Source organism: Rhizobium aouanii (assembly GCF_037002925.1).
GTDB lineage: Bacteria > Pseudomonadota > Alphaproteobacteria > Rhizobiales > Rhizobiaceae > Rhizobium > Rhizobium aouanii.
Genome location: NZ_JBAMYD010000008.1, coordinates 231,318 through 257,043, shown reverse-complemented (window position 1 = coordinate 257,043; position 25,726 = coordinate 231,318). Strand labels below are relative to the sequence as shown.

Below are 25,726 nucleotides of genomic sequence, written 5' to 3'. Positions count from 1 at the left end.
GCGGAGTTCGCCACGCATTGCCTCGCAAGGGAATAGCCGCCGGAAGGCAACTCGGGATACCTGACCATAAAGACGGGCATGTCGCCACTAAGTTGAATATCGCCCGGCCCGACGATAGCATCGCGCTGGGACATACTGTAGGATATTGTTAGTAATACATTCGCTCTCCAGGAAAGACCGGGGATGGAGCGCCGTCTTGCAGCAATCCTGATCGCTGATGTCGTCGGTTACAGTCGATTGAGCCAGATCGACGAAGAGGGCACCCGTGCGCGTTTTCAGGCGGACCAGAACGATGTCTTCGAGCCGGCGATCGCGCGCCACCACGGCCGGTTGGTCAAAACCATGGGCGATGGTCTGCTGGTCGAATTCCAGAGTGTTGTCGATGCCTTGCGCTGCGCGGTGGAGGTCCAGCAACTGAAAGCCACGCAGAGTGCCGCGGCGCTGCCGGAGCATCGGCTCGAGTTCCGGATCGGCATCAATCTCGGCGATATCATCGTCGAGGGCGAAGACATCCAGGGCGACGGCGTCAATATCGCCGATCGAATACAGGCGCTGGCCGAACCGGGCGGCATCGCCATATCGGGCACGACATACGACCAGGTGAAATCGAAAGTCCCGGTCGGTTTTGCTTCGCTCGGCGAACAGCGATTGAAGAGCATCACCGAACCGATCCGGGTCTACCGCGTCCTGCTTGACCCGACTGCCGCCGGCAAAACCCTCAAGACCCGCAGGCGCCTGCCGAGACGCCACCTGGTTGCGGGCGTAGCGGCGGCCGTTATCCTCGCTCTCGCGGGCGCAGCACTCTGGTGGCAGCCATGGATACCGGCAAAACCGCCGGCGCTCGGTGAACGTTTCGCCTATCCACTGCCGGACAGGCCTTCGGTCGCGGTTCTGCCCTTCATCAATGTCAGCGGCGACAGCGAGCACGACCATCTCGCAGAGGGGTTGACGGACGATCTGATCACCGAGTTGTCCAAAGTATCGGGTCTCTTCGTCATCGCCCGCCACTCGGTCTTCGCCATCCGGGACTCCGTCGGCAAGATCCAGGATGTGGCCGCCGAACTCGGCGTCAAATATGTGCTCGAAGGGACCCTGCAGCGGGCCGGGCCGCGGCTGCGGATCAATGTCAAGCTGATCGATGCGGTCACCGGCCTGTCGCTCTGGGCCGAGCGCTACGACCGCCAGTATGCCGACCTCTTTGCGGTGCAGGACGATGTGATCGGCAAGATCATCTCGGCCCTGTCGGTCAAACTCAGCGCGCGCGAGCGCGACCAACTCGCCCGAATCCCGACCGAAAACCTCGAAGCATACGATTATTACATGCGGGCCGAGCAGGAGGGCTTCATCTTGAGGGATGTCGACACCTATCGTCGGACACTGTCCTTCTACCAGAAAGCGATCGATCTCGATCCGGGCTTTGCCAATGCTCATGCGGGAATCGCGCGCGTGGCCGTCGATGTCTGGCGCAACGACTATAATTACCTCTGGTCGGCCGCCGTTGCCCGCAAGATCGCCTATGACGCTGCCGGGCAGGCCCTGAAGCTCGATCCCAACAATGCCAGGGCTCACACGGTGCTTGCCCTGCTGCAATGGGTGGATGGACGCGAGACGGAGGCCAAAAACTCCGCCAACATGGCGGTTGCGATGGAGCCGAACGATGCGGAGGCCGCCGCCAACCTCGCTCTCATCCTGGTCCATACCGGAAGCAGCGGGCAGGCGATCACGGAGATGGAAAAGGCTTTGCGGCTCGACCCTTCGCCGGCGTCGAGCTTTCAACTGCTGGCGGGGATCGTCTTTTATACCGCGGGCGATGATCAGCGCGCGATCTCGCTGATAGAGCCGACGCTCGACAGCCTGCCGAAGGTCGAGCCGGCACGCGAATACCTGGCGGCGGCCTATGCCGACCAGGGCAATGAAACCAAGGCTGCAGCGGAGACGGCAAAGCTGCTGGAGCTCTTCCCCGAAAGCAATCTCACCTATTACGGCTATCTCTATGATTACTGGCGGGACGGCGATCTGCAGCGCCATCTGGCCGCATTGCGAAAGGCCGGCATTCCCGAATGGCCCTTCGGTTTTACAGGCAGTCAAGCCGACAGGCTCGGCGAGGCAGACCTGCGCAATCTTGTCGATGGCAAGAGCTGGACCGGCAAGCACAAGAACGGCACGGATTTCACCCAGTATTTCGACAAGGCTGGAAACACTGCCTATCGCAGCGCGAATACCAACATCACCGGTGTCGTCGAGGTGAGAGGCGACAGTCTCTGCGAAAAATTCGACGGCTATTTCCTAGACAGGATGGTGTGCGGATATGTTTACCGCAACACGTCAGGTGAACAGCGCGACAGGCCATACGTCCATGTCACGCCGCGCGCCTTGACGTTCTTTTCACCCACACCCTGACGGGGCGCGGGCCTTGCTGCTTCATTTCGTATCCGGTTGCTGCCAGACGGTGTGCATCTTCTCCGAAATCAGCGTCTGCTGAACTTCGGACCAATGCTTCTTCGAGTCGGTCACCTTGGTCGGATTTTTCTCCATGCCTTCGGCCGCCCCGGGGTCATAGCTCAGGTACAGTTTGCCATCGATGATCCGCCAGGCTTTCGGATCGATATTGGTGGTCACCGTCCCGAAAGACACGCCGTCGGCACAATAGCCGCCATATTGCGGTGCATATTTGGATGGATCGCCCTTGAAGAGATCGCGATTTTCGGCGCTGGCGAAATACCAGGTCGCGCCAAGCCAGTGGTAGGAATATGTCTCGGATCCTTCGACGGCCTGGTTTTCAGTGAAATAGGCGACCGGGTCATAACCCTTGATCGCGACATCGCCGAAATAGCCGGTATTGACGAGTTCCTCGGCCCCCGCAGGCTGAAGGAAGGAAAGCAGCATCACCGCAGCGCCAATAGCCACGCCCACCCGCCTTCCTGATTTTTGCACATGGCCGCATTTTTGCACATGATAAGACATAACAAGCTCCGTTCCCGGACGCGGTCTGTTACTCCAGCGAAATGCTATTGCCGTTTGGTGCATTCCTTGTAGAGCGGTTCGCCCACAAGCTCGGCTTTCTGGCAAACAGCACCGGCTTCCATGAGTAATTTGGCCGTGTCCCAATGCGCCCGCCACCCGGCTTGAGTGAGAGGCGTGTACCCGTTTCTTTCCGTCGCTTCGACATCCGCGCTCTTCGTCAGCAGAAATGCGACCACGTCGGTGCGGCCCTCTTCGGCGGCGCCGTGCAGCGGCGACATCTGATAGAAATTCTTTCTGTCGTTGACGTCAGCTCCCTCGGCGACAAGCCGTTTCACCACCTCCAGATTTCCTGCATAGGCTGCCGCATGCAGTGCCGTCAGCCCACCCTTGTTGCGAATTTCGATGTCGCCGCCGCGATCCAGCAAAAGAGCGACGACATCGGCACGGCCCGCCAATGACGCGATAATCAGCGCCGGTTCGCCCGCCTCATCGAGCTCCGACAGATCGGAGCCCTGGTCCAGCAACTGTGTGACGCGGGCGATATCGCCGTCTTTTGCCGCTTGATGCAAAGGACCTGCCCATGCCGGGAGGACGCCAATGACAAGCGTAGCAACGGTCGCGATAAAAATATTCACGGGCACGATCTCGGTTTGATCAGGATTCGTATGCGCCGTGTCGCGTTTTAGCACGTGTGCAATTCGTAAACAAGATTGCGCTAATGGATGCGCTTCCGGCCAACCCCACTCGTCTGCGCAGGTGTCATCGGCGCGCGCTCAGACAGGCTTTCCGGCAGCGGGCGAGCGGATCGGTTCCTAGAGCTTCCTCTCCATGAAAATCGTGATCGGCTGCAAGCTTGCGGGAATCTCCCGAAACTGGTCGCAGGGTTTGAAGCCGAAGCTCTCATAAAGGGCGATGGCCCCACGCATGAAGCTCACGGTTTCCAGCTGCACGCGATCGTATCCGTCATCGCGCATTCCATCCAGACAGGCGGTCATCAGGCCTTTGGCTGCGCCTTGGCCGCGCTCTTCGGTGCGAACATACATTTTCTGCAACTCGGCGATTCCGTCATCCGACTTCGAATAGCCGGCGCAGCCAGCGACAATTCCGTCCGCGCGCGCCAGGAAAAAGCCCGCGCCGGGTTGGCGAAACTTTTCCATCAGGGTGTCGACCGTGTGTCCGTAGACATATTCCAGCAGTTCGACCTCCGGCACTCCGAACCGGCTGGATTGTTCCGCATCCCATTTGCCCATGGCATCAATCAGCGCAAGCGCCTCTTCGAAGTCGGACGGAGAATTGATGGCACGGACTTCTATAAACCGCCTCCAAGGCAACAGCCAATCCGATATTCCTACGGTCTTTCCAGGCAAGTGCAACAGTTGCCTGCCGGACCCTTGGCATGCCCTGCAGCAGTACCCGGCCTTCAGCCAACTTTCGCGGAACGGAATAGCGTCACACTTGTTACTCCCAGTGATCGATATCCGCTGCCAAACTATCTCCCATCAACGAGTAACGAGCAGCGAAGGGAAGCGCGCTGCACCACGAGGCGCGGGAATTCGCCCCAATGAGGAGATTGAAAGCCATGACTGCTTCAGCCGAGAATGGAAAGAGCGGACAAGCCATGCATAAGCCACCGGTCGTGTCGCCGCAGGCCTGGGAGGCGGCCCGCGAGCAACTGCTCGTCAAGGAAAAGGCCGAGACCCGCGCCCGCGACGCGCTGGCCGCCGAGCGCCGGCGCATGCCGTGGATGGCGGTGGAGAAGGCCTATGCGTTTGAGGGGCCTCAGGGCAAAGTCAGCCTGCTCGACCTGTTCGAAGGCAGACACCAGCTCATCCTCTACCGCGCCTTCTACGAGCCCGGTGTGTTCGGCTGGCCCGAACATGCCTGCCGCGGTTGCTCGATGGTGGCCGATCAGGTTGCCCATGTCGCCCATCTCAACGCCCGCGACACGACGCTGGTCTTCGCCTCGCGCGCGCCGCAGGCCGACATTGCGCGGCTGAAGGCGCGGATGGGCTGGACGATGCCGTGGGTGACGATCACCGACAGCTTCGACAAGGACTTCGGCGTCGACGAGTGGCACGGCACCAATGTGTTCTACCGTGACGGCGCGCGCATCTTCCGCACCTATTTCATCAACAACCGCGGCGACGAGCAGATGGGCGGCACCTGGAACTATCTCGACATCACGCCGCTCGGCCGCCAGGAAGTCTGGGAGGATTCGCCCGAGGGTTATCCGCAGACCCCGACCTACAAGTGGTGGAACTGGCACGACAGCTACGTGCCGGACGCCGAGCCCGACACGAAATGGGTCGAGGTCTCCGACGCCGGCGAGGCGGCGTTTCGGGCCGAGAGTGCAAACGAAAAACCGTAGGGTCGATCCGGCCGTATCCTCCGTCCCGTCCCGGCAGGAGGGTACGGCGGTCCGTCTGAAAGTCTGCTCAACCGCAAATCTCCTTTCATGACAACGCATCAGCTGGGCAGGTCGTGGCGTCGCTGGCGCTCGCTCCGTGCCGTCGCCTCCTGCACCTTCTGCGCGCAAAATTTTACCGACATATCTCCTTACTGTCACGGAACCATGCTAGATTTCGCCCGATTTCCAGGGGGAGGCGGGCATGGATACGGATTTTCGTGTGACCGGCAGGAATGCGGCAGCGCTTTTTGCGCTGACCATCCATCGCGGCGACGGCATGGTGCTGCTCGGCATGGATTGGAAGAATGGCCGGCCGCCGCTCGATTTCGTCGGTTTCGCCATCCAATATCGTGAGCCGGGTACTGACTTCTTCAAGAACGTGCGCAACCGTATCGGCTTTCCCGGCCAGCCGGTTCCAGACGACGGCATCCGTACCACCGAGGCGCCGATCCAGAAGTTCCGCTGGGTGCATTTTCCTTTCAACGCCGATCTGCCCGGCAAGTTTCTCTATCGCGTCACGCCCAAGTTCATGGACGCAGCGGGCGTGCTGACGGCGGGCGAGGCGCAGGAGGCGGAACTGGCGCTGATGCGCGAGACCATTCCCGGCAAGCTGAACGTCGCCTTCACCCGCGGCTTCGTCTCGTCGCAGGCCTTCGTGCGCAATTTTGCCCCCGACGCGCCGACGATCATCACGCTGGTGCCGCCTGTTGGCGATGAGGGGCTGGACTTCGTGCCGACGCACGCCGATGCCGAGCGGGCGCTCGCCTGGATGGGCTTCGAGGCGCGGGCCGAAACGCTCGCGCTGCTCGACAAAGCGCGCGACGCCGGCGCCGAGGTGCGCGTCATCGCCTATGATCTCAACCTGCCCGAGGTGGTCACCCGGCTGGAGGCGCTGGGGCCGAAGCTCAAGATCATCATCGACGACAGCGACCGCACCAAGGGCCATGGCCGCCTGAATTCGCCGGAGACGAGGGCGGCGGAGAGGCTGATCGCCTCGGCGGGGGCCGCCAACGTCAAGCGCCAGCATATGGCCAACCTGCAGCACCAGAAGTCGATTGCGGTCAGCGGCGGCGGCATCTCGACCGTGCTCTACGGTTCGACCAATCTCAGCTGGCGCGGGCTCTATGTACAGTCGAACAACAGCCTCGCCGTCCACAGCGAAAAGGCGATCGACGATTATTTCACCGCCTTCGAAAGTTATTTCACCGCCAAACGCGCCGAAGACTTCCGCGACTCGCCAAGTTCCGCAGGCTGGATCGATCTCGGCCTTGACGGCGTCGACGCCAAGGTCGCTTTCTCCCCACACAGCGATGCCAATGGCCGGCTCGATGAGATCGGCGCCGATATCGATACGGCAGAGTCCAGCGTGCTCTTTTCGCTCGCCTTCCTCGGCCAGATGACCAGGGGGGCGATCGGCCCGGCGCTGGGCCGCGCGCTCGAACGCCCCGAGGTGCATGTCATGGGCATTGCCGATGCCGAGGTGCGCGCCGGCAATCTCGGCCTCAATGTGCTGACGCCGGACAATCGCCGCAGGGTGGTGCGGGCGGCCGCCTTGACGGGCAACGTGCCGCCGCCCTTCCTGACGGAACCCTCGGGCCTTGCCGGCGTCGACGGCAACCAGCGCGGCACGCGCATGCACCATAAATTCGTCGTGCTCGATTTCGACAAGCCGACGGCGCGCGTCTATCTTGGCTCCTACAATTTCTCGAACCCCGCCGATGACGAGAACGGCGAGAACCTCGTCGTCGTGCGCGACCGGACGGTTGCGACCAGCTACATGATCGAGGCGCTGAGGATGTACGACCACTACATCTTCCGCGTCGCCTCCGAAGCGAGCGACGGCCCGGCCCGTCCGCTGGAGCTCAAACGCCCGCCTCAGCCCGGCGGCACGCCCTGGTTCGAACGCGACTGGACCGACCCCATCCGCGCCCGGGACCGGGAGTTGTTTGCCCGGGCGGAGTAATTTCGCTGGTCACGACCGCTGCGGCACAGGCCAGAGCGACCTCGCCATCGGCTGGTTCCTCCACAAGGACCGGGACCGATAACGCGGCGCTGCCCGTCGATCGGCAACATATTCTTCTCAAAGTGGAAACATTCCGGGGACGGTCGCGTTGTAGCCGCTACCGGCAGTGCGCCTGACAGGCCGTCTATGAGGAGGCTTAATCATGAAGGTCATGATCGTTGAAGATGAGAATTTTATCGCTCTGGAGCTCGAACGCATCGTGCAGGAGGCCGGACACCAGACCATCGGGCCGGTTTCGACGGTGGAGCAGGCTCTCGCCCACGCTCAAAGAAGCGATGTCGCGCTCGTCGATCTCAGTCTCTCCGATGGGCTGAGCGGCGCCCAGCTGGCGCGTCGGCTGATCGACCGCCACGGGGTCGACGTCATCTTCGTGACCGGCAGTCCCGAAAATGTCGGCCATGGTATCGAGGGTGCGCTCGATGTGATCTCCAAGCCCTTCACTGACGAGAGGATTGCCGGCGCGCTGTCGCGGGCAGAGAAGCGACGCAGAGACTTCGGCAGCAGCAAGGCTGCGTTCTGAACAGCATCAAGGCTGCGTGTTATAAGAAGGAAATCGACGTCGCTCAGGCGGCTGCACCTGCCTGAGGAGAAGTTCGGATGAAACACGCGCTCCTTGCCATTCTCTTCGCTCTCTCGGCCTGCGCCAGCACAGGCGCTCCACAGCCTCTTCCCGGCAGCCTCACCTATGGTGGAAAGGTTCTCCGTTCGCCCTATCGTCCGGGAACGGTGGTCAAGAATACCTTTCTTGGCGATTTCGGTTACCGTGTGTTCGAGACCTATGTCGTCCAGCCGGACGGGACGCTGAAGCTGACGTCGCAGAGCACGGGGCCGGATTTTCTCTGGCAGTGAGGACTTCCGGTTCCTCGGCGTCCAAGCGAAAGGGTGAGTAGAGTGCCGTCCGGCGAGAGGCCGACGGCTCGTGCTTTTCGCTTTCGTCCTTCGCAATTGGATGTTGCGCTGCGGTAAAAATCTCGTCTATACCGCAGGCACTCACCACGGACCCGGTGAAATCCCGGGTGGCTCTTCTGGCCGCCGATCCGCCAGACAACGCAAAACCTGCACGCCATTTCGCGACCGCTCGACCGAGCGGGTCCGGCCATGCTTTGCGAGACTTCAAGACATGCTGCTTTCCTCCATCCGTCGTGATTGGTCCGCCAATCCCATGCGCGAAATGCTTGCCGGAGCGGTGGCGACCTTCGCCCTGATTCCCGAGGTGATCGCCTTTTCCTTCGTGGCAGGAGTGGACCCGGAGGTCGGGCTGTTCGCCTCTTTCGTGATCGGCATCGTCATTGCGTTTACCGGCGGACGCCCGGCGATGATTTCGGCCGCCGCCGGCTCGGTGGCGCTGGTGGCGGCACCGCTGGTGCATGCTCACGGCTTGCCCTATCTCTTTGCGGCCGGGCTGTTGGCGGGACTGCTGCAGATCACTTTCGGCCTGCTGCGGCTCGGAGTGCTGATGCGCTTCGTGTCGAAATCCGTTCGCACCGGTTTCGTCAATGCACTGGCCATCCTGATCTTTGCCGCGCAGATGCCACACATCATCGGCGCCGGCTGGATGGAATATGCCGTGCTGATCGCCGGACTCACGATCATCTATCTCACGCCGCGGATCACCACCGCAATCCCGTCGCCGCTGATCTGCATACTGATCCTGACCGTCGCCTCGATTGCGCTCGGGCTTCCGGTCCTCACCGTCGCCGATCTCGGCAAGCTGCCGGATTCGCTACCGGTGTTCGGCTGGCCGGCGGTGCCGCTGACGCTGGAAACGCTTCAGATCATTGCAGCACCTGCCCTTGCCATTGCGATGGTCGGGCTGCTGGAATCGATGATGACGGCGAGCGTCGTCGACGATCTCACCGATACGCCGAGCGCGAAGAACCGCGAATGCACCGGTCTCGGCCTCGCTAACGCGGCCGCCAGCCTGTTCGGCGGCATCGCCGGATGCGGGATGATCGGCCAGACGGTGAGCAACGTGAAATATGGCGGGCGCGGCCGGCTCTCGACGCTGTTTGCCGGGGCGTTTCTGCTGATCCTGATGGTACTCCTGAAGCCGTGGGTCTCCGAGGTTCCAGTCGCCGCGCTCGTGGCGATCATGGTCATGGTATCGATCGACACATTCGACTGGTCATCGCTTCGAGCTGTCGTCATCCATCCCAGGACGTCGAGCGCCGTCATGGTGGCGACCGTCCTCGTCACCGTCTTCACCGCCAATCTGGCGCTCGGGGTGACGGTGGGAGTGCTGCTCAGCGGGGTGTTCTTCACCTTCAAGGTCGCCCGTCTGCTGCGCGTCGACGTGGCGCCCGACCAAGCCGCCGCGCGGCTGACCTATCGCGTGTCCGGCCAGGTGTTCTTTGCCTCCGCCGATGTCTTCGTCGAAGCCTTCGACGTTCAGGACGCGGTCGGCAAGTCCGTGCTGATCGACGTGTCGGAGGCGCATTTCTGGGACATCACCGCCGTTGCTGCGCTCGACAAGGTGGTGCAGCGTTTCAAGGCGCACGGCATTGCCGTGGAGGTTGCGGGCCTCAACCATGCGAGCGCGACCTTGATCGGAAGCCTCGACGGCAAGGTGGTGCTGAAGGAGGTGTGAGGGGCGCGAGAGCTACCGCGAGACGATCGCGAAATCCTCGCTGCCGCCGGTTATCGCGTTCAGCCGTCTGACGGCCAGTTCGATGAACGCCTTGACCAAAGGCGGCAAGTGCCGACTGCTGGGATAGACGACATGCAGGCCGCCGGCCGGCGTCGTGTAACCGTCGAGAACGCGGCGCAGCCGCCCGTCCTTGATGCAGACATCGGCGACGCCGTGCGGCAATTGCGCAATGCCGTAGCCGGCGATCGCGGGCGGCCATCACCGCCTGCATCTCGTTGGCGGCGAAGCGGCCCGAGACCGAGACCGTTTCCTGACCGTGCGGCCTTCGAGCAGCCATTGCGCATCGGCGGATTGGCCGGCGATGACGCAGTCATGGCGGGCGAGATCTTCAGGCACATCAGGTGGCCCGCAGCGAGCGAGATAATCCGGGCTTGCGCAGAGAAGCCGGTGCGTCGAGCCGAGCTTGCTGGCGATCAAAGTAGAATCCTCGAGGATGCCGGTGCGGAAGGCGAGGTCTATGCCGTTTTCGACGAGGTTCAGCCGGTGAAGCTGCCCGCTTCCTCGGCCTCGAGCCGAGGGTCCACGCCATGGCCTCCCGCTTGCACAGTCGCCGGCGAACGCTAGTATTCAATCGAAGACCTGTCCTTGAGGGAGGAGGCTTCGATGCCGTCGAGTTTCAATGTCGAAAGTGCGGATGGTTATGAACGGCTAATGGGACGCTGGAGCAGGAGGTTGGCGCCGATGTTCATCGATTTCGCCGGTCTCGCGGACGGCGACAGGGTGCTCGATGTCGGCTGCGGCACCGGTAGTCTGGCGTTCACGCTGGCGGAAACACCGGGCCTGCAGGAGATCGTCGCCGTCGACTATTCGCCGGTCTTCGTCGAGGCCGCAACGCGGCGCAACACCGATCCGCGCGTATCGATCCGGCAGGCCGATGCCTGCGCGCTTCCCTTCGAGGATAACCGCTTCGACAGGGCGATGTCGCTGCTCGTGCTGCATTTCGTGCCGGAGGCGGGAAAGGCGGTATCCGAGATGCGCCGTGTGGTGCGCCCGGGCGGCGTGGTCGCGGCGGCCGTCTGGGACCACTATGGCGGCATGTCCGGCATGCGGATGATGTGGGATACGGTGGCGATGCTTGATGAGGGCGCGCTGCCCCTGCGCCGCAAATATTGTTTCCAGCCGATGATGCGGCCGGGGGAAATGAAGAAAAGCTTCATCGCGCAGGGCTTTGCCGACGTCGAGGAAACCTCGCTGCTGATCCGGATGGAATACCTCTCCTTCGAGGACTACTGGGGCCCGATCGCCGCCGGCGAGGGACCGCTCGGCAAATATGTCGCGGGGCTGGACCCGGCGAAGCGAAAAGCGGTCGATGCCGCCGTGAGAGCTGCTTACGAAGCTGGCGATCCGGATGGGCCGCGGTCGTTCGCGTCGGTGGCGTGGGCGTGCCGGGGCAGGGTGCCGGGATAGATTAGCGGGAGCGCCACCTCCTCTAAAACAAGAATCGTGCTGCTCCAGCAAGAAGGTGACCCAAAGGGGGTCGGATGAGGGAGCCGCACGGCACACCCTTGCTTGTCTTCGCTTGCGCTCGGTACATTCGCGGCTTCGCCGCTCACCCCCTCATCGCCTCGCTATCGCTCCGGCACTTCTCCCCGCTGGGGAGAAGAGGCAGGCAGCGGCCCGCGTGCGCCAACGTGAAAGGCAGGGTGCTGGAAGGTGTACGCCTTCAATATGGCGCTGGAGGTGCCTCCCGATCACGGCAATCGTGATGGAACACGGGCAGCATTGCTGACGTTATTGCCCGCTGTCTCCGGCTGCAAACGCTGCCGCACAGCATCACCCGCCCGTTTCGGGCACCCCTTCCGACGGCATCCGGAATTGCCCGCCTCGCCGCCGCTTTCGGACGGAGGAATATCAGATGTCCGCTTTGGAAAGCCTGCGCCGGCTGACGCCGCAGCAGCGCAACACCGTCATCGCCAGCTATCTCGGCTGGACGCTCGACGCCTTCGATTTTTTCATTCTCGTTTTCGTTCTCAAATATATCGCCGAGGAATTCCATACCGACGTTCCCGCCGTCTCGGTGGCGATCTTCCTGACGCTTGCCATGCGGGCGCTCGGCGCGCTGGTCTTCGGGCTGGCGGCTGACCGTTACGGGCGGCGCATCACGCTGATGGCCGACGTGCTGCTCTATTCTCTGTTCGAGTTCCTGACCGGCTTCTCCACCGGGCTCACCATGTTCCTTGTGGTCAGGGCTCTCTACGGTATCGCCATGGGTGGCGAATGGGGCGTCGGCGCCTCGCTGGTCATGGAGACGGTGCCGGAGCAGAGCCGCGGCATCGTCTCGGGCATCCTGCAGGCCGGCTATCCCTCCGGCTATCTGATCGCCTCGATCGTGTTCTTCCTGCTGTTTCCCGTCATCGGCTGGCGCGGCATGTTCTTTGTCGGCGCGGTACCGGCGCTGCTGGTGCTCTATATCCGCCGCAATGTCGAGGAAAGCCCGGCCTTCCTGAAGCGGCAGGCCGAGGGGCGCCGGCCGTTCCTGACGGTCTTGCGCGAGAATATTCCGCTGTTCATCTGGGCGGTGCTCCTGATGACGGCGTTCAACTTCTTCAGCCATGGCACGCAGGATATCTACCCGACCTTCCTCGAGACCCAGCGCAACTATTCGAGCTATACGGTCGGCGCGATCGCCGTCGTCTACAATATCGGGGCGATCTGCGGCGGGCTGTTCTTCGGGGCACTGTCGCAGCGGATCGGCCGGAAGAAGGCCATCGTCATCGCCGCGTTGATCGCGGTACCTGTGGCGCCGCTCTGGGCCTATGCGCCCGGGCCGGTGCTGCTCGCCATCGGCGCCTTCCTGATGCAGTTCTTCGTCCAGGGCGCCTGGGGCATCGTGCCGGTGCATCTGAACGAGCTGTCGCCGGACGAGGTGCGCGGCACCTTCCCCGGCTTTGCCTATCAGCTCGGCAACCTGCTGGCCTCGGGCAATGCGACGCTGCAGGCCGGGCTCGCCGCTCGTTGGGACGGCGACTATGCCTATGCGCTCTTGATCGTCGCAGCAGTCGTGGCGCTCGTCGTCGCCGCTCTCGCCGGCTTCGGCTACGAGAAAAAGGATATCCGCTTCGGCACGGAGGAGGCCGAGGAACCGCATGGCGCGATGCGAATCTAGCGCTGCCTGCGGGTATGAAGGCCGGCGGCGAGCGCTGCCGGCCTTTTCTTGCGTACTGCCGCCAAGGCGACAGAGCCTTTCAGCTCTTCACCACCTTGCAGGCGCAGATGCGATCGTAAAAGGTTTGTCCTCGCCAAAAGATGAAGGGCAAGAACCACCAAATAAGGGCGGCTATACCCAGGATGATGTTAAACGTTGCGGCGCCGTTGTTCAAAAGTGTGTATCCGTCGCGAGACATGCGGAGCAAGGCGTCGAAGTCTTCCGTGGGAAAGACTGGAAACAGCGAAAACGCAAAAGCGGCGGCGATGAAAAACAGATACGGGCTGAATTTCAGGATCTCCCGTCTAAACTCGGTGCCAAAGCCGGGGCTTTTACCATCGACGGATTGGACTCTCAGGCCGAGCAGCTTCTTTCCGATCGTGCGGCGGCCATTTGCGGAAAAATAGGCGAAGGCAAACGCGAGAAAGGCAATGTTGACGATGCCGGAGATCACGCGGGAATATACGAACACGGGTCCGATCACTGGATTGTCGTCCGCGTCGACAGGGATGGTCAGCCATTGGCCTGATGTCCCGTTGTCTGTTTGACGGGAGACGCCCGTCTGCAGGTATCTTTGTTTTTCCGAGCCGATTTGGCTGACTTCGCAGATCTGATTGATACGAACTTCCCCACTTCTCAACGGCCATCCGGCGTCAATCCGCTTTGCAAGCTGATCCGGCAACTCTACGCCGCACTGTGTGTAACTCCAGCCGGGAAAGCGGAAGTCTAGGGGAAGAACTGTTGAAATACAGTAGACGGCTATGAGAATGGCGGCCTGAAAGATGATGATGTCGATGAGATAGGCCACGGCGCGTCGCCAGAAGTGGCGGGAAGGCAAAGTAGCGTATTGCGGCATCTGCGTGTCGTGTCCATGTCGCCCCCTATGTATCTGCGCAACCTAGTCCGGCAGGTTGATTCGTTTCAGCATTAAGTGGAAAAATGCACGGTATTTTTCACGGAACGTCGCGCTCCCGCGAGTCCAGTTCCGGTGCAATTCCTGCGCTGGGAAGGCGAACCGCCGCGCGACCTGCCTGGCATCCGCATCGTCTCGGTGGCGTAAGGTCGCAGCCGTTCCCGGGGCTTGCCGCCGAGCGGCGGCGTGCTAGGTAAGGGCTGCCGGTATCTCCCTGCCGGATCGGTTTTTCCCTTCACAGCTCCCGAGTTTTCCCATGCCATTTTCTCCTGCCGCCGTCTGGCCTGTCGTCATGCTGTTTGCCTCCAACATCTTCATGACCTTTGTCTGGTACGGGCATCTCAAGCACAAGAGCAGCGCCATCTTCCTCGCCATCATCGTCAGTTGGGGCATCGCCTTCTTCGAATATTGCCTGGCGGTGCCGGCCAACCGCATCGGCTCGGCGGTCTATACGACGGCGCAGCTGAAGACGATGCAGGAGGTGATCACTCTGATCGTCTTTGCCGTCTTCTCGATCTTCTGGCTCGGCGAGAACCTGACCTGGAACCATGCGATCGGCTTTGCCCTGATTGCAATCGGGGCATCCTTCATCTTTCGTGCATAAACTTTAGCCTTTTCAATAGATTACAAATTGTCCATGTCTAGATATCACCACATTTCCTACAGATTGGCGTCGCAATCGGCTGGCAGCCTGTCACCTCAAGCATTTCCGGGTCACGGAAATGCTCTGACGGTTGTTTCACGCAATTCCGGACGCAAAACCGCGACGCACGTTTGCTGGAATTGCTTTAGCGGTGATCAGGAGGTGATCTGCCATGAGCCTGTCTTTCCCGACGATGGCGGCGATCCGGTTCGGCTATGGTTTCCGGCCGGGCGAGGCGCCGCCCAGCAGCAAGGACGATCTCATCGGCCAACTGCGCAAGGGGGCGGCGGCGACGCCGGACTTTCCGCTCGGCGGCCCCGACATGCGCCACCAGGCAATTCTCAGCCTACAGGCGCAGTTGAAGCAGATCCGGCAGGACGCCAAGACGGTGACCGACGATACGACGCAGCGCGAGATGCGCAAAGGAGTGCAGCGCCAGGCGCAGCAGCAGTTTCAACATGATGCGAACCTGCGGCTGATGCAGGCGGTGTTGTCGCCGCACGGCTTCTACGAGCGGCTTTCCACCTTCTGGATCGATCATTTCTCCACCAGCGCCAATAAGAGCCTGCCGATGCGTCTCATCGTGCCGCTCTACGAGGCCGAGGCGATCCGACCGTTCATATCAGGCAGGTTCGGCGATCTCTTGCGCAATGCCACCGCCCATCCGGCCATGCTGATCTATCTCGACCAGGCGGATTCGCTTGGGCCGGATTCGGCCGGCGGCATGAAGCGCAACAAAGGGCTGAACGAAAATCTCAGTCGCGAACTGCTGGAGCTGCACACGCTCGGCGCCGGCAGCGGCTATAGCCAGGCGGATGTCACGGCGGCGGCCATGGTGCTGACGGGGCTGACCATCGACCGCAAGGAGATGGACATCGCGTTCCGGCCGAATATATCGGAACCCGGCGCACATGAGGTGCTCGGCGTCAGCTATGGCGGGCGCAGGCGTTCGCGCGAGGATTATCTCGACATGCTCGACGATCTCGCCGTCCACCCGAAGACAGCGGCGCATATCAGCCGCAAGCTCGCGGTACATTTCATCGCCGACCAGCCTGACGAAGGCATGGTGTCCGATATGGCCGCCGCCTGGAAGAAGACGGATGGCGATCTGACTGCCGTCTACACCGCCATGCTCGACCATCCCGCCGCCTGGCGCGACGAGGGTGCCAAGGCGCGCCAGCCCTTCGATTATATCGTCACCGGCCTCAGGGCGCTGAATGCGGGGCCGGTCAACGGCGTTGTCGGCAGCTTCCTGGCGGCCAACCAGCAAGGTACGGACGAGGGCGACATGGCGGCGAACACGCCCGGCATGGCAGGATCGCCGGTGCCGACGGATCCTGCCGGCGAGGCGAGGGACAAGCGCCTCAAGGCGTTCCGGACGGCGCGGGCGCTGGGGCAGGGCGCGCTCAAGCGCATGGGACAACCGACCTGGCTGCCGCCGAGCCCGGCCGGTTTTGAGGAAGGCTTCTCCGCCTGGATCACCGGCAGCCAGCTCGCCGAGCGGCTGGCCTGGGCAAGGCGGGCCGTGGCCCAGTTCGGGCGGGACGAGGATCCGCGCGAATTTTTGAAATCGACGCTTGCCGATGCCGCCCGCGACGAAACGATCCGCGTGGTGTCGCAGGCGCCGAACAAGATCAGCGGGCTGACGCTGGTGCTGGCATCGCCCGAATTCAATCGCCGCTAAACAGACTTTCGTTGGCAAGCCAACGCTTCGTCTGCTTAGCTCCTTTGTTTTGTCGCAGGTTCTGGCCGGAAAACCGTTGGACACTTTTCCGGAACCTGCTTAGGAGGCCCCGCCCATGACGCTGCCCATGAACCGGATTTCGCTGTCGCGCCGCGGTTTTCTGACCTCAGCCTGCTGTCTTGCCGCTGCCCCCGTCTTCACGCCGGTCGCCTTCGCGGCGATGCCGGGTGACAACTGTTTTGTCACTATCGTGCTGCGCGGCGCGATGGACGGGCTGGATCTGGTGCAGCCCTATGGCGATGCCGGCTTTGCTGCGCTCAGGCCGACACTGGCGCTGACGCCCGATACCGGGCTTCTCGATCTCGACGGGCATTTCGGCCTCAATCCGGCGGCCGCCGAGCTGCTGCCGCTCTGGAAGAGCCGCGAGCTCGCCTTCGTGCATGCCGTGTCGACGCCCTATCGCGACCAGCGAAGCCATTTCGACGGGCAGGACATGCTGGAATCCGGCGGCGAGCATGTCGCCGAGGAAAAGACCGGCTGGCTGAACCGGGCGCTCGCCGTCATTCCGCGCTCGGATGCGCGCAAGGCAATCGACATCAATACCTCGACGGAACTGATCCTCTCCGGACCGAACAATGTCGACGTCTGGGCGTCGGATTCGAATCTGGCGCCGGCGCGCGACGAGATGCAATTCCTGGCGCGGCTCTATGCCGGCGATCCGCCGTTCGCCGAGGCGCTTGCCGAGGCGACACGGGCCAATAGCGCCTCGATGATGGTCGAGCCGGAGGGCCAGCGCGGCGCAAAGATCGCCGATGTGGCGGCGCTCGCGGCCAACATGCTGAAGGGCGACTATCGCATCGCCAGCTTCTCGATATCAGGCTGGGACACGCATATCGGCCAGGCCGGCCAGTTCAAACGACCGGTGCAGGACCTTTCGCAGGCGATCAATATGTTGAAGACCACGCTCGGGCCCGAGATCTGGGCAAAGACGGTGGTGCTTGCCATGACCGAGTTCGGCCGCACCGTGCGCCAGAACGGCTCTGCCGGCACCGATCACGGCACCGGCGGCTGCGCGCTGCTTGCCGGCGGCGCGATCAACGGCGGCCGCATCCTCGGCCGTTGGCCGGGCATTAGCGACGGCCAACTGCTCGACGACCGCGACCTGATGCCAACCGCCGACCTACGCGAGCTTGCGGCAGCGATGCTTTACCGGCAATTCGATGTGTCTGCCGATGATTTGACCGGGAAGATCTTTCCGGGACTGGGGTTTGATAAAGGGTCGCAGTTTCTGCGTGGGTGAGGCCCGGTCCCGCAAAGCGGGAGCGATCGATCCAGCGAATCGATCGCAGGGCCGAACGCCCTGAGCCCAAGCGAAGGGCAAGGATGGAGGGAAATGTGCCCTTGGCTGGCGCGCGTGGCTGGCCGAGGAGTCCGCCGCTTCCCGGCCCTTCGCATGGCTCAGGGCGTTCGTTGCTGCAATCGATTCACTGGATCGATTGCTCCCGCTTTGCGGGACCTGGCCTCACCCCAAGACATCATAAAGCCGGAAGATGAAGCTGACTTGGTAGGTCAGGTTGACGATGACGAAGGCCGTGTGGAAGCGGCGGTTCGGGGTCCAGGCGGCGATGGCGCAGAGGAGGATGTAGACGATGTTGCGGGCAGGGTATTCCCAGCCGAGCGCGAGGATGCGCTCATGGCCCTTGATCGCCGTGTCGAGAATATCGACGGCGTAGGTCAGGCCGAGGATGCCGAAGAACCATTTGCGCCGCGAGATGAAATATTCCTCGTAGCCGCCATATTCGTCGAGCGACGCCGGGAAGAGCAGGGCGCAGAGCAGGAAAAACAGGCTGCAGAAGCAGACGAGGAAAAGATAGATGCCGAAGCCGATCGCCGGCACGGCCTGCAGGCGATATTCCCACCACCAGATATGGATGATGAACAGGAACATCGACAATGCCCAGCCGAGATGGATGGGATAGACCTTGGCCTTGGCGGGATGCTGGACGATGCCGGCAAGGCCGGTGAGCACTCTCGCGAGTGAAAGGCTGATGACCATGCCCATCACCACCTTGATGTGAAGGAAGACCTCCGGCGAGCTGACCGTTTCCATGCTGTCGATCCTTAGGCTGTCACTCCTCGGGGACTTGCTTCGGTTTGCCCTCTTCGTCGAGCGCCACCATGATGAAGGTGCCAGCTGTGACCTTTTCCATCTTGGCGTAGCGTGCGCGGTGCGCCCAGGCTTCGACGCAGAGCGTGATCGAGGTGCGGCCGACACGGTCGATATCGGTATAGACGGACAACGTGTCGCCGATCTTGACCGGCAGCTCGAAGGCCATCTCCTTGACGGCGGCCGTGACAACGCGGCCTTTGGCGCGCTCTGCCGCGCGGATGCCGGAGGCAAGGTCCATCTGCGCCATGACCCAGCCGCCGAAGATATCGCCGGCCGGATTGGCGTCGCCCGGCATGGCAAGCGTCCTGAGCGTCAGTTCGCCTCTCGGCTTGGCGGCATCGGTCATCAAGTCTTCTCCATCTCGTGCGGCGTCGGGCCGGCGATTCACTGCGAAAGCACCCTAGTGCAAAGGCCGTGGGCTGTAAAAGACGCTGGGTCCAAGCGTTGCAGACGGCCGACGGGAAAAATGTTGCTGCGGTTGCCGATTGAGAAATTCAAACGATTTCAATTGGTTTGAATTTTACAACCGCTACCTGACCTTGCGTTATTTAATCATTTTCTAATTAAGCTTTACGCTCCAGTAATTCCGGCAATTCAGAATGCGATTGATTTCACCTATAGAATCGCTGGGAACCTCATGCGCAACGTCAAGATTTCCACCCGTCTTTATTGTCTCGTTGGCTTCACGCTTGCCGTGCTCGCGGCGACGATGGTCTTCTTTCTGAACTATTCTTACTCCGAGCTGGAAGACGAGCGGAAGGCAGGGCTGGCGCAGCTCGATGCGACGGCGCTCGGCATCTTCGAAAAATATTACAAGATGGAGCAGGCGGGCACGATGACCCGCGAGCAGGCGCAGGCGGCGGCCAAGGACGTGATCGGCGCGATGCGCTACGGCGCCGACGGCTATTTCTGGATCAACGACATGCATCCCAAAATGGTGATGCACCCGATCAAGCCGGCGCTTGATGGTACCGATATCTCGCAGATGAAGGACCCGACCGGCAAATTCCTGTTCGTCGAGTTCGTCAACAAGGTGAAGAAGGACGGCAAGGGTTTCGTCGACTATCTCTGGCCGAAGCCGGGCGCCGATGAGCCGGTGCTGAAATACTCCTATGTCGCCGGTTTCGAGCCCTGGGGCTGGATCGTCGGCACCGGCGTCTATGCCGACGACCTTGCCGCGCTTTATCGCCAGAATTTGCTCTGGGCCACGATGGCCTGCCTGATCGGCGCTGCGGCGACGATCGCGATCGCCTTTGCCATCGTGCGCAGCGTGACGGCGCCGATTGCCCGGCTGAGGAAAGCGATGAATGCGATTGCTGCCGAAGAAGCGTCGGTAGAGATCGCCGGCAGCGAGTATCGCGACGAGGTCGGCCAGATGGCCAAGGTGCTGCTGGTGCTGCGCGATTCCGTCGATGAGCGCAGCGCGCTGCGCGGCCGGGAAGACGAGAGGCAGCGGCAGATCGAAGAAGAGCGCCGCGGCAACGAGGCGAGCCTGCGCTCTGCCTCCGAACGGCAGACCCATGCGATGCAGGCGCTCGGCGTCGGCCTCGAGAAGCTTGCGAGCGGCGATCTGACGGTTGCGATCGGCGATATCGGCGACGATTACGCCAAGCTGAGGGGCGATTTCAACGCCGCCGTCGACGCGCTGAACGGCGTCATCCATGCGATCGCCGAATCGAGCCGCGTCGTCAACGACAGCGCTTCCGACATCAGCGAGGCGACCGGCAATCTGTCGAAGCGGACGGAGCAGCAGGCAGCCGCACTCGAAGAAACGGCGGCAGCGCTCGACGAGATCACCGCGACGGTCAAGACGGCATCCGAACGGGCGAACGAGGCACGCGAGATGGTGGCCGAGACCAAGGCGAGTGCCGGAAAATCCGGCGAGATCGTCCGCAATGCGGTGACGGCGATGGGCCGGATCGAGGATTCGTCCAACCGCATCGGTCAGATCATCTCGGTCATCGACGAAATCGCCTTTCAGACGAACCTGCTCGCGCTGAATGCCGGCGTCGAGGCTGCGCGGGCGGGCGAGGCGGGCCGCGGATTTGCCGTCGTCGCCCAGGAAGTGCGTGAACTTGCCCAGCGCTCCGCCAACGCGGCCAAGGAGATCAAGGAACTGATCAGCCGGTCAGCGACTGAGGTCCAGGGCGGGGTGGCGCTGGTGCGCTCGACGGGCGAGGCGCTGCTGGAAATCGAGGCACTGGTCAACCAGGTCAACGATCACGTCGCCTCGATCGCGACGGCGGCGCGCGAGCAGTCGACCGGGTTGAACGAGATCAACGGCTCCGTCAATCACATGGACCAGATGACCCAGCAGAATGCCGCGATGGTCGAGGAGACGACGGCGGCAAGCCGCACGCTCGCCGACGAGAGCACCCAGTTGAAGACGCTGCTTTCGAATTTCCGCCTGCGCGGGGAGCCGCCGCCAGTGACCCGATACACACGGGCAGCGTGAGGAAACGTAGAGATGAAAGGCCGGGAAACCGGCCTTTTTCATTTCCGTCGCGTTCAGATTGTGCCGGTAAGTTTTCATTCACCGTTTTTAATTAAAATTGGAGTGAGTTTTTTCGGTCACTGCCCAGCCAGCCTGCGGAAGCGATAAGAGTATGGCGTTTGTTTCCTTTCCTCGGCGATCCCTTTTGCCCTTGCTGCTCTCGGCGGCGCTGACGACCTGTTCGATCAGCGACGGGCTGGTGCCACCGGCCAATGTCGACAACGGCACCAGGGTCAGCTCGATCTCGCCGTCGCGGGGGGCAGCGCGCATGGCGCCCTCGGTCCGAATGGCACCTGTGGAAAGCCAGGCCTCCTATCCGGTTTCCAGTGCGCCCGTCGGCAATAGCCAGGGCTCTGTCGATTACCTCGACACGCCGAACCTTGCCGGCACTGGCCACGCGGCACGAGCCGCTTCGCCGCAAACCGCACCGGGGCGTAAGCTGCCGATGATCGACAGCGACGAGGCGCTGGCGCAGCAGAACCAGAACTGGGGCGGCACGCAAGATCTTGCGATCCCGTCGGGCGGCGTCAACATGGATGACGATCTCGGGGCGGAGCCCGTCGTCGGGCTGGCGCAGGAACAAAACCAGCAGATCGCCGAGGGCAACGCCACCGAGCCGGTTGTCGACGGCATCGGCACCGATAATCCAACGCAGCTCAACCAGCCCATGCGCCAGCCCCCGCAGCAGCCAATGCCGCAGCCGGCGGCCGAGGCACAGATGAGCCGGGCGCCCGCCTGGAACGACGGCAGCCCTGTGGTGGCGCCATCACGTGTTCCCGAAGAGGACGAGAGCGAAGAGGTCGCGATGCTGCGGCCGAACAATCCGATGATGAGCGAACCGGCAGCACCCGTCGATCCCAGCGTCATGCCGTCCTCCGAGCTTGCCTGCCGGCGCGAGCTGAAGCGCATGGGCGTACTCTTCGACAACAAGCCGCCGATCTCTAACGGGCCGGCCTGCCAGGTGCCCTATCCGGTGTCGTTGAAGGGGCTTTCCGGCAATATCGGCGTGAAGCCGGCCGTGACGCTGAACTGCCAGGTGACGCTCGCCTTCGCCAAATGGGTGAAGAACGAGCTGGCGCCGTCCGCCCGCTACCGCTACTGGTCCGGCATCAAGACGATCCAGCCGCTCGGCGGCTATTCCTGCCGGCGCATGAACAACAGCCGGCAGAAATACAATCCGATGTCGGAACACGCCCGCGGCAATGCCATCGACGTCGGCAAGTTCGTGCTGAAGAACGGACACGAGATCGACGTGCGCAAGAAGGGGCTGTTCTCGCTGCGCGAGGGGCGGCTGCTGAAGGCGGTGCGCAGCGACAGCTGCCGCTATTTCAACACCGTGCTCGGCCCCGGCAGCAACCCGGAGCACTGGAACCACTTCCACTTCGATCTTCGCTCCCGCAAGAGCGGCAAGGCCTATTGCGACTGATGCATGCCACCTTAAAGCGTGCGGCATGGGTGCAACTGGTGTCGCAGCAATCGGGGCCTGGCTGCGAGAAAACGGTTCATCCGCGCCACAGGGCACGCTATAGATCGGCGAGGCGGATTGCCGTTTCGAGAGTTTGATCCATGAGTTATGATTTCCATGTCGGCCAGAAGGTCGTCTGCATCAACGACACCTTCAAGCATGTCAGCATCGACCAGCTGATCCGCAAGGGCGAGATCTATACGATCCGCTGGGTGGGCGAATATACCCATTATATCGACGGCACCTTCATCGGGGTGAAGCTCGCGGAGATCAACCGCGGCAATGACGACGGGCCGGAAGGTTATGGCGCGGCCGACATGCCCTATCGCGCCACGCGGTTCCGGCCGCTGGTGAAGGACAAGATCTCGTCACTGCGCAAGCTGTTGGCGCCGACGCCCGATGCACCGGTGGAACCGAAGGAAAAAATCAGGAAAAAAGAGAAGGTCTGAACGCCCCACGACACCGATCAGGCCGTCTTTCTGCTCAGGAACAGTGCAGTCTCTTTGCTGACCTCAAGCACGCCGTCGCGTTGGCTGAACGCATCGGCAATGGCTTGACGGAACCTGACGAGTTGGGTTTCGTCGGCGCCATCGCCAGGCGGATAGGAGGTGAGTGCCAGGAATACATCCTCGGGGTCGGTGATCCGCAGGCTTGCCGGATGCTGCGACATGGTCACGTTTCCAAACTGCGACCGCATCGATCGTTCGGCAGCGTCATATCCGAAGGCTTCGGCAGCGGGATCGGAAGGGGCACTGCCGAATACGGTCGTCAGCTCGTAGATCTCCCGCATATTGCCGGCACCGTTGGTTGTGACCGCAAGTAAGCCGCCCGGCCTCAGCACTCTCGACATATCCACGATACCCGCGGCCGGGTCTGGCAGGTGATAGAGCATATGCATCGCGACCACCGCATCGAAGGCGCCATCTTCGAAGGGGAGCGCGGCGGCGTCGGCCTGGCAGCCTCGGACGGAGCCGAACGGCAGTGCGCTGCAACGCGCCACTGCCTCGTCGACCATGCCGGGTGAAAGGTCGGCGAGCGTCAGGTCGAGGTTCGCCGGCAGCAGGCCTGCCGTTGCCGCCCAGAACCATGCCGGCCCGCAGCCGACGTCGAGGACGCGATCGCCCGGTTTCGGGGACAATTGCGCCGCAACCCATGGAAACCAGGCCGTCTCGGCGATGGTGTATTGGCTATGCAGTCGAGCCCGGGCAGCGAGCTTCCGGCTGTCGCCATACTGCCCCGCATTGTCTGCTGTTATGGAGGACATATCATCTCTCTGAGTTTCTTCACAGGATGCGCCCCGCCTCTAGTTCGCCGGCAGAGCCTATAGATGGCCCGATTCCCGGACAAGACGTGACCTTGCGCAGCGGGCCAGCTTGTTCGCATAGCTGCCGCTGAGGTTGCCCGGATATGGCGTGTTTCCGCCTATAGAAACAAATCGCATCCGATTAAATCGGAATTGTGTTGACATCGGTTTTGGTTGAGCATATTAGAGCGTATCCGATTTAATCGGATGCGAATAAAACTTAAACCGAGAGGATATCACCATGACCGAGAAGCTTCTCTTTACCGGCAAAACCCACATCTCCGGCGGCCGCGATGGCTCCGCACGCAGCAGCGACGGCACGATCGACATCAAGCTGCCGCAGCCGCATCCGGCCGCCGAAAACCTGTTCGGCATCGCCTGGTCGGCCTGCTACATCGGCGCCATCGAACTTGCCGCTGCCCAGAGAAAGATCACGCTGCCTGATGGTCCCGAGGTCGACGCGGAGATTACTCTCAACGCCGACAACGGCTCCTTCTTCCTGAGGGCGCGCCTCAATGTCAGCCTGTCCGGCATCGATCGCGACATCGCGCAGGAGCTGATCGAAGCAGCCCATGGCATCTGCCCTTATTCCAAGGCGACACACGGCAATGTCGACCTCGAGACCAAGCTTGTCTGAGCGGGCGAGGGCAGACCTCATCGCCGGAGGATTCGATGCAGAGGACCTGCCGGTCGGCCGGCAGACCTCTTTCTGAGGTAGCAGGCACGGGAAACCTTGCCGATCTGGAGAGCAAGCCATGATCAATAGCCACGTCCAGTCGCACCAGGTCTATGACGAGTTTTCACTTGTGCTCGAGCCTGATGTCTATGAGCCGTTGCCCGATGACTGGCTGATCGGCATCACTGATGTCGTCAACTCGACCACGGCGATCCGGTCGGGGCGCTACGAAGACGTCAACTATGCAGGCGCATCTGTTATCGCCGCCCTCGGCAATGCCTGGGGATCGTTCGATTTCCCCTTCGTGTTTCGCGGAGACGGGGCAGCATTCGCCTTGCCGCCACAGGGCATCATGGCGGCGACATCGGCATTGCGGCAGGTCGCAGGCTTTGCAAGAGCCGATCTCGATCTAACCCTTCTTATCGGGCTGCTGACCGTAGGCGAAATCCGCACCAGTGGGCGCGACGTCAGAATTGCCCGCTATGCCGCCTCCGAGAACGCGACCTATGCGATGTTTACAGGGGGCGGGCTCAAATGGGCGGAGCAGCAGATCAAGAACGGCCGGTATCTGGTCAAGCCGGGCCGCTACGCGACGAAGCCCGACCTGACCGGCCTCAGCTGTGACTGGACCCCGTTCCCAAGCCAGCGGGGCGAGATTCTGTCGCTGCTGGTCGAGCCTCGCGACCATACGAGCCCTGAGGTTTTCGCGGCACTGGCAAAACGCGTGCTTGCCGTTTTCGACGCGACGCCGCGGCAGTCTCAGCCGGTCCCCGGGCGCATTCCCTTAGCCAAGGTTAGCGGGAGACAGATCGATGCGAAAGGCTGGTCGGCGGTCGCTTCCAATTCCGATTTCCGCAAGTTCGACGACGGTCTGCGCCTGACGCTGGACTGCACGCCGGGACAGATTGACAGCGTCGAAGCCATCCTCATTCGGGCGAGGGTACGCGGCGAGATCGATTTCGGGCTGCATCGCCAGTCACATGCGCTGATGACTTGTCTCGTGCCGTCCGGCCGGCCGGGCTCGCACCTGCATTTCCTTGATGGAATGGGTGGCGGCTATGCCAGGGCCGCCGAGAAGATGGAGGAAGGCGCGTTTGCCATCGCGCCGTCGCGCCAGCCCGGGAGACCGGTTGCGGCCGAGGCTTAACCTGACCGGATAAATTGACCCCTGCGTCTGGCCGGGTGCATAGTC

The 25,726-nt window shown here is 62.2% G+C and carries 23 protein-coding genes, 1 pseudogene and 1 other annotated feature; of the genes and pseudogenes, 16 read left to right on the top strand and 8 right to left on the bottom strand.

Features of this window, described 5'->3' with window-relative positions:
- Window positions 1–183 precede the first annotated feature (183 nt).
- Window positions 184–2,400 (top strand): adenylate/guanylate cyclase domain-containing protein, encoded by a 2,217-nt coding sequence (locus tag V8P77_RS16415; RefSeq protein WP_335913385.1) that lies wholly within the window; start codon window positions 184–186, stop codon window positions 2,398–2,400.
- Between the two features lie 21 nt (window positions 2,401–2,421).
- Here V8P77_RS16415 and V8P77_RS16410 read toward each other — a convergent pair whose 3' ends face one another.
- The 3 genes from V8P77_RS16410 to V8P77_RS16400 all read right to left on the bottom strand — a co-directional run bounded on the left by V8P77_RS16410 (window position 2,422) and on the right by V8P77_RS16400 (window position 4,331).
- Entirely contained in the window at window positions 2,422–2,964 is a 543-nt protein-coding gene (locus V8P77_RS16410) for a YHS domain-containing (seleno)protein (RefSeq protein WP_335913384.1), read from the bottom strand.
- Window positions 2,965–3,008: 44 nt separating this feature from the next.
- A complete protein-coding gene (locus V8P77_RS16405; RefSeq protein ID WP_335913383.1) occupies window positions 3,009–3,653 on the bottom strand; it encodes an ankyrin repeat domain-containing protein in 645 nt (214 codons plus the stop codon).
- A gap of 123 nt (window positions 3,654–3,776) precedes the next feature.
- Complete coding sequence (locus V8P77_RS16400; RefSeq protein WP_335913382.1) at window positions 3,777–4,331, bottom strand: GNAT family N-acetyltransferase; 555 nt, start codon at window positions 4,329–4,331, stop codon at window positions 3,777–3,779.
- Between the two features lie 212 nt (window positions 4,332–4,543).
- On the opposite strand from V8P77_RS16400, the gene V8P77_RS16395 reads away from it, so the two are divergent.
- From V8P77_RS16395 to V8P77_RS16375, 5 genes are all read left to right on the top strand, one after another.
- Window positions 4,544–5,332 (top strand): DUF899 domain-containing protein, encoded by a 789-nt coding sequence (locus V8P77_RS16395; RefSeq protein WP_335913381.1) that lies wholly within the window; start codon window positions 4,544–4,546, stop codon window positions 5,330–5,332.
- 241 nt (window positions 5,333–5,573) lie between these two features.
- Window positions 5,574–7,334, top strand: coding sequence for a phospholipase D-like domain-containing protein (locus V8P77_RS16390; RefSeq protein WP_335913380.1), 1,761 nt, complete (start codon window positions 5,574–5,576; stop codon window positions 7,332–7,334).
- A 202-nt stretch (window positions 7,335–7,536) separates the two neighbouring features.
- Complete coding sequence (locus tag V8P77_RS16385; protein WP_335913379.1) at window positions 7,537–7,914, top strand: response regulator; 378 nt, start codon at window positions 7,537–7,539, stop codon at window positions 7,912–7,914.
- A 77-nt stretch (window positions 7,915–7,991) separates the two neighbouring features.
- A complete protein-coding gene (locus tag V8P77_RS16380) occupies window positions 7,992–8,243 on the top strand; it encodes a hypothetical protein (RefSeq protein ID WP_335913378.1) in 252 nt (83 codons plus the stop codon).
- 145 nt (window positions 8,244–8,388) lie between these two features.
- Window positions 8,389–8,444 (top strand) — a sequence feature (sul1 is cis-regulatory element that is thought to sense ions involved in sulfur or methionine metabolism; They are found in Alphaproteobacteria).
- Between the two features lie 70 nt (window positions 8,445–8,514).
- On the top strand, window positions 8,515–9,981 hold the full coding sequence (locus V8P77_RS16375; RefSeq protein WP_335913377.1) for a SulP family inorganic anion transporter: 1,467 nt from the start codon (window positions 8,515–8,517) through the stop codon (window positions 9,979–9,981).
- 12 nt (window positions 9,982–9,993) lie between these two features.
- Here V8P77_RS16375 and V8P77_RS16370 read toward each other — a convergent pair.
- Window positions 9,994–10,521: pseudogene (locus tag V8P77_RS16370) on the bottom strand (substrate binding domain-containing protein).
- 123 nt (window positions 10,522–10,644) lie between these two features.
- Here V8P77_RS16370 and V8P77_RS16365 point away from each other — a divergent pair.
- Window positions 10,645–11,448 (top strand): class I SAM-dependent methyltransferase, encoded by an 804-nt coding sequence (locus V8P77_RS16365; RefSeq protein WP_335913376.1) that lies wholly within the window; start codon window positions 10,645–10,647, stop codon window positions 11,446–11,448.
- A gap of 448 nt (window positions 11,449–11,896) precedes the next feature.
- Window positions 11,897–13,147, top strand: a complete 1,251-nt coding sequence (locus tag V8P77_RS16360) for an MFS transporter (protein ID WP_335913375.1) — start codon at window positions 11,897–11,899, stop codon at window positions 13,145–13,147.
- A gap of 79 nt (window positions 13,148–13,226) precedes the next feature.
- Here the strand turns inward: V8P77_RS16360 and V8P77_RS16355 are convergent, their stop codons facing one another.
- Complete coding sequence (locus V8P77_RS16355) at window positions 13,227–13,994, bottom strand: RDD family protein (RefSeq protein WP_335913374.1); 768 nt, start codon at window positions 13,992–13,994, stop codon at window positions 13,227–13,229.
- A gap of 361 nt (window positions 13,995–14,355) precedes the next feature.
- Here V8P77_RS16355 and V8P77_RS16350 point away from each other — a divergent pair, with 361 nt between their 5' ends.
- The 3 genes from V8P77_RS16350 (at window position 14,356) to V8P77_RS16340 (ending at window position 17,726) form a co-directional block, all read left to right on the top strand.
- Complete coding sequence (locus V8P77_RS16350) at window positions 14,356–14,703, top strand: DMT family protein (protein WP_335913373.1); 348 nt, start codon at window positions 14,356–14,358, stop codon at window positions 14,701–14,703.
- 211 nt (window positions 14,704–14,914) lie between these two features.
- On the top strand, window positions 14,915–16,426 hold the full coding sequence (locus V8P77_RS16345; RefSeq protein ID WP_335913372.1) for a DUF1800 domain-containing protein: 1,512 nt from the start codon (window positions 14,915–14,917) through the stop codon (window positions 16,424–16,426).
- 115 nt (window positions 16,427–16,541) lie between these two features.
- Window positions 16,542–17,726, top strand: coding sequence for a DUF1501 domain-containing protein (locus V8P77_RS16340; protein WP_335913371.1), 1,185 nt, complete (start codon window positions 16,542–16,544; stop codon window positions 17,724–17,726).
- Window positions 17,727–17,948: 222 nt separating this feature from the next.
- Here V8P77_RS16340 and V8P77_RS16335 read toward each other — a convergent pair whose 3' ends face one another.
- Both V8P77_RS16335 and V8P77_RS16330 read right to left on the bottom strand, forming a co-directional pair.
- A complete protein-coding gene (locus V8P77_RS16335) occupies window positions 17,949–18,536 on the bottom strand; it encodes a hypothetical protein (RefSeq protein WP_335913370.1) in 588 nt (195 codons plus the stop codon).
- 19 nt (window positions 18,537–18,555) lie between these two features.
- A complete protein-coding gene (locus V8P77_RS16330; RefSeq protein ID WP_003540707.1) occupies window positions 18,556–18,942 on the bottom strand; it encodes an acyl-CoA thioesterase in 387 nt (128 codons plus the stop codon).
- A 291-nt stretch (window positions 18,943–19,233) separates the two neighbouring features.
- Between V8P77_RS16330 and V8P77_RS16325 the strand changes: the two genes are divergently transcribed.
- From V8P77_RS16325 to V8P77_RS16315, 3 genes are all read left to right on the top strand, one after another.
- Window positions 19,234–21,051 (top strand): methyl-accepting chemotaxis protein, encoded by a 1,818-nt coding sequence (locus tag V8P77_RS16325; RefSeq protein ID WP_335913369.1) that lies wholly within the window; start codon window positions 19,234–19,236, stop codon window positions 21,049–21,051.
- A gap of 151 nt (window positions 21,052–21,202) precedes the next feature.
- On the top strand, window positions 21,203–22,516 hold the full coding sequence (locus V8P77_RS16320; protein ID WP_335913368.1) for an extensin-like domain-containing protein: 1,314 nt from the start codon (window positions 21,203–21,205) through the stop codon (window positions 22,514–22,516).
- Between the two features lie 140 nt (window positions 22,517–22,656).
- On the top strand, window positions 22,657–23,004 hold the full coding sequence (locus V8P77_RS16315) for a CAP-Gly domain-containing protein (RefSeq protein WP_012757920.1): 348 nt from the start codon (window positions 22,657–22,659) through the stop codon (window positions 23,002–23,004).
- Between the two features lie 17 nt (window positions 23,005–23,021).
- On the opposite strand, the gene V8P77_RS16310 is transcribed toward V8P77_RS16315, so the two are convergent.
- Window positions 23,022–23,819 carry a class I SAM-dependent methyltransferase gene (locus V8P77_RS16310; RefSeq protein WP_335913367.1) on the bottom strand — a complete coding sequence of 266 codons (798 nt, stop codon included), beginning with the start codon at window positions 23,817–23,819 and terminating at the stop codon, window positions 23,022–23,024.
- A gap of 280 nt (window positions 23,820–24,099) precedes the next feature.
- On the opposite strand from V8P77_RS16310, the gene V8P77_RS16305 reads away from it, so the two are divergent.
- Window positions 24,100–24,495 (top strand): Ohr family peroxiredoxin, encoded by a 396-nt coding sequence (locus V8P77_RS16305; protein WP_335913366.1) that lies wholly within the window; start codon window positions 24,100–24,102, stop codon window positions 24,493–24,495.
- 118 nt (window positions 24,496–24,613) lie between these two features.
- On the top strand, window positions 24,614–25,681 hold the full coding sequence (locus V8P77_RS16300; RefSeq protein ID WP_335913365.1) for a DUF3095 family protein: 1,068 nt from the start codon (window positions 24,614–24,616) through the stop codon (window positions 25,679–25,681).
- Window positions 25,682–25,726 lie beyond the last annotated feature (45 nt).

What these genes read in the sequence shown, in the direction of transcription:
- V8P77_RS16415 (WP_335913385.1), top strand. Translation starts at nt 184, where the DNA reads ATGGAGCGCCGTCTTGCAGCAATCCTGATCGCTGATGTCGTCGGTTAC.
- V8P77_RS16410 (WP_335913384.1), bottom strand. Translation starts at nt 2,964, where the DNA reads ATGTCTTATCATGTGCAAAAATGCGGCCATGTGCAAAAATCAGGAAGG.
- V8P77_RS16395 (WP_335913381.1), top strand. Translation starts at nt 4,544, where the DNA reads ATGACTGCTTCAGCCGAGAATGGAAAGAGCGGACAAGCCATGCATAAG.
- V8P77_RS16390 (WP_335913380.1), top strand. Translation starts at nt 5,574, where the DNA reads ATGGATACGGATTTTCGTGTGACCGGCAGGAATGCGGCAGCGCTTTTT.
- V8P77_RS16385 (WP_335913379.1), top strand. Translation starts at nt 7,537, where the DNA reads ATGAAGGTCATGATCGTTGAAGATGAGAATTTTATCGCTCTGGAGCTC.
- V8P77_RS16380 (WP_335913378.1), top strand. Translation starts at nt 7,992, where the DNA reads ATGAAACACGCGCTCCTTGCCATTCTCTTCGCTCTCTCGGCCTGCGCC.
- V8P77_RS16375 (WP_335913377.1), top strand. Translation starts at nt 8,515, where the DNA reads ATGCTGCTTTCCTCCATCCGTCGTGATTGGTCCGCCAATCCCATGCGC.
- V8P77_RS16365 (WP_335913376.1), top strand. Translation starts at nt 10,645, where the DNA reads ATGCCGTCGAGTTTCAATGTCGAAAGTGCGGATGGTTATGAACGGCTA.
- V8P77_RS16360 (WP_335913375.1), top strand. Translation starts at nt 11,897, where the DNA reads ATGTCCGCTTTGGAAAGCCTGCGCCGGCTGACGCCGCAGCAGCGCAAC.
- V8P77_RS16350 (WP_335913373.1), top strand. Translation starts at nt 14,356, where the DNA reads ATGCCATTTTCTCCTGCCGCCGTCTGGCCTGTCGTCATGCTGTTTGCC.
- V8P77_RS16345 (WP_335913372.1), top strand. Translation starts at nt 14,915, where the DNA reads ATGAGCCTGTCTTTCCCGACGATGGCGGCGATCCGGTTCGGCTATGGT.
- V8P77_RS16340 (WP_335913371.1), top strand. Translation starts at nt 16,542, where the DNA reads ATGACGCTGCCCATGAACCGGATTTCGCTGTCGCGCCGCGGTTTTCTG.
- V8P77_RS16335 (WP_335913370.1), bottom strand. Translation starts at nt 18,536, where the DNA reads ATGGAAACGGTCAGCTCGCCGGAGGTCTTCCTTCACATCAAGGTGGTG.
- V8P77_RS16330 (WP_003540707.1), bottom strand. Translation starts at nt 18,942, where the DNA reads ATGACCGATGCCGCCAAGCCGAGAGGCGAACTGACGCTCAGGACGCTT.
- V8P77_RS16325 (WP_335913369.1), top strand. Translation starts at nt 19,234, where the DNA reads ATGCGCAACGTCAAGATTTCCACCCGTCTTTATTGTCTCGTTGGCTTC.
- V8P77_RS16320 (WP_335913368.1), top strand. Translation starts at nt 21,203, where the DNA reads ATGGCGTTTGTTTCCTTTCCTCGGCGATCCCTTTTGCCCTTGCTGCTC.
- V8P77_RS16315 (WP_012757920.1), top strand. Translation starts at nt 22,657, where the DNA reads ATGAGTTATGATTTCCATGTCGGCCAGAAGGTCGTCTGCATCAACGAC.
- V8P77_RS16310 (WP_335913367.1), bottom strand. Translation starts at nt 23,819, where the DNA reads ATGTCCTCCATAACAGCAGACAATGCGGGGCAGTATGGCGACAGCCGG.
- V8P77_RS16305 (WP_335913366.1), top strand. Translation starts at nt 24,100, where the DNA reads ATGACCGAGAAGCTTCTCTTTACCGGCAAAACCCACATCTCCGGCGGC.
- V8P77_RS16300 (WP_335913365.1), top strand. Translation starts at nt 24,614, where the DNA reads ATGATCAATAGCCACGTCCAGTCGCACCAGGTCTATGACGAGTTTTCA.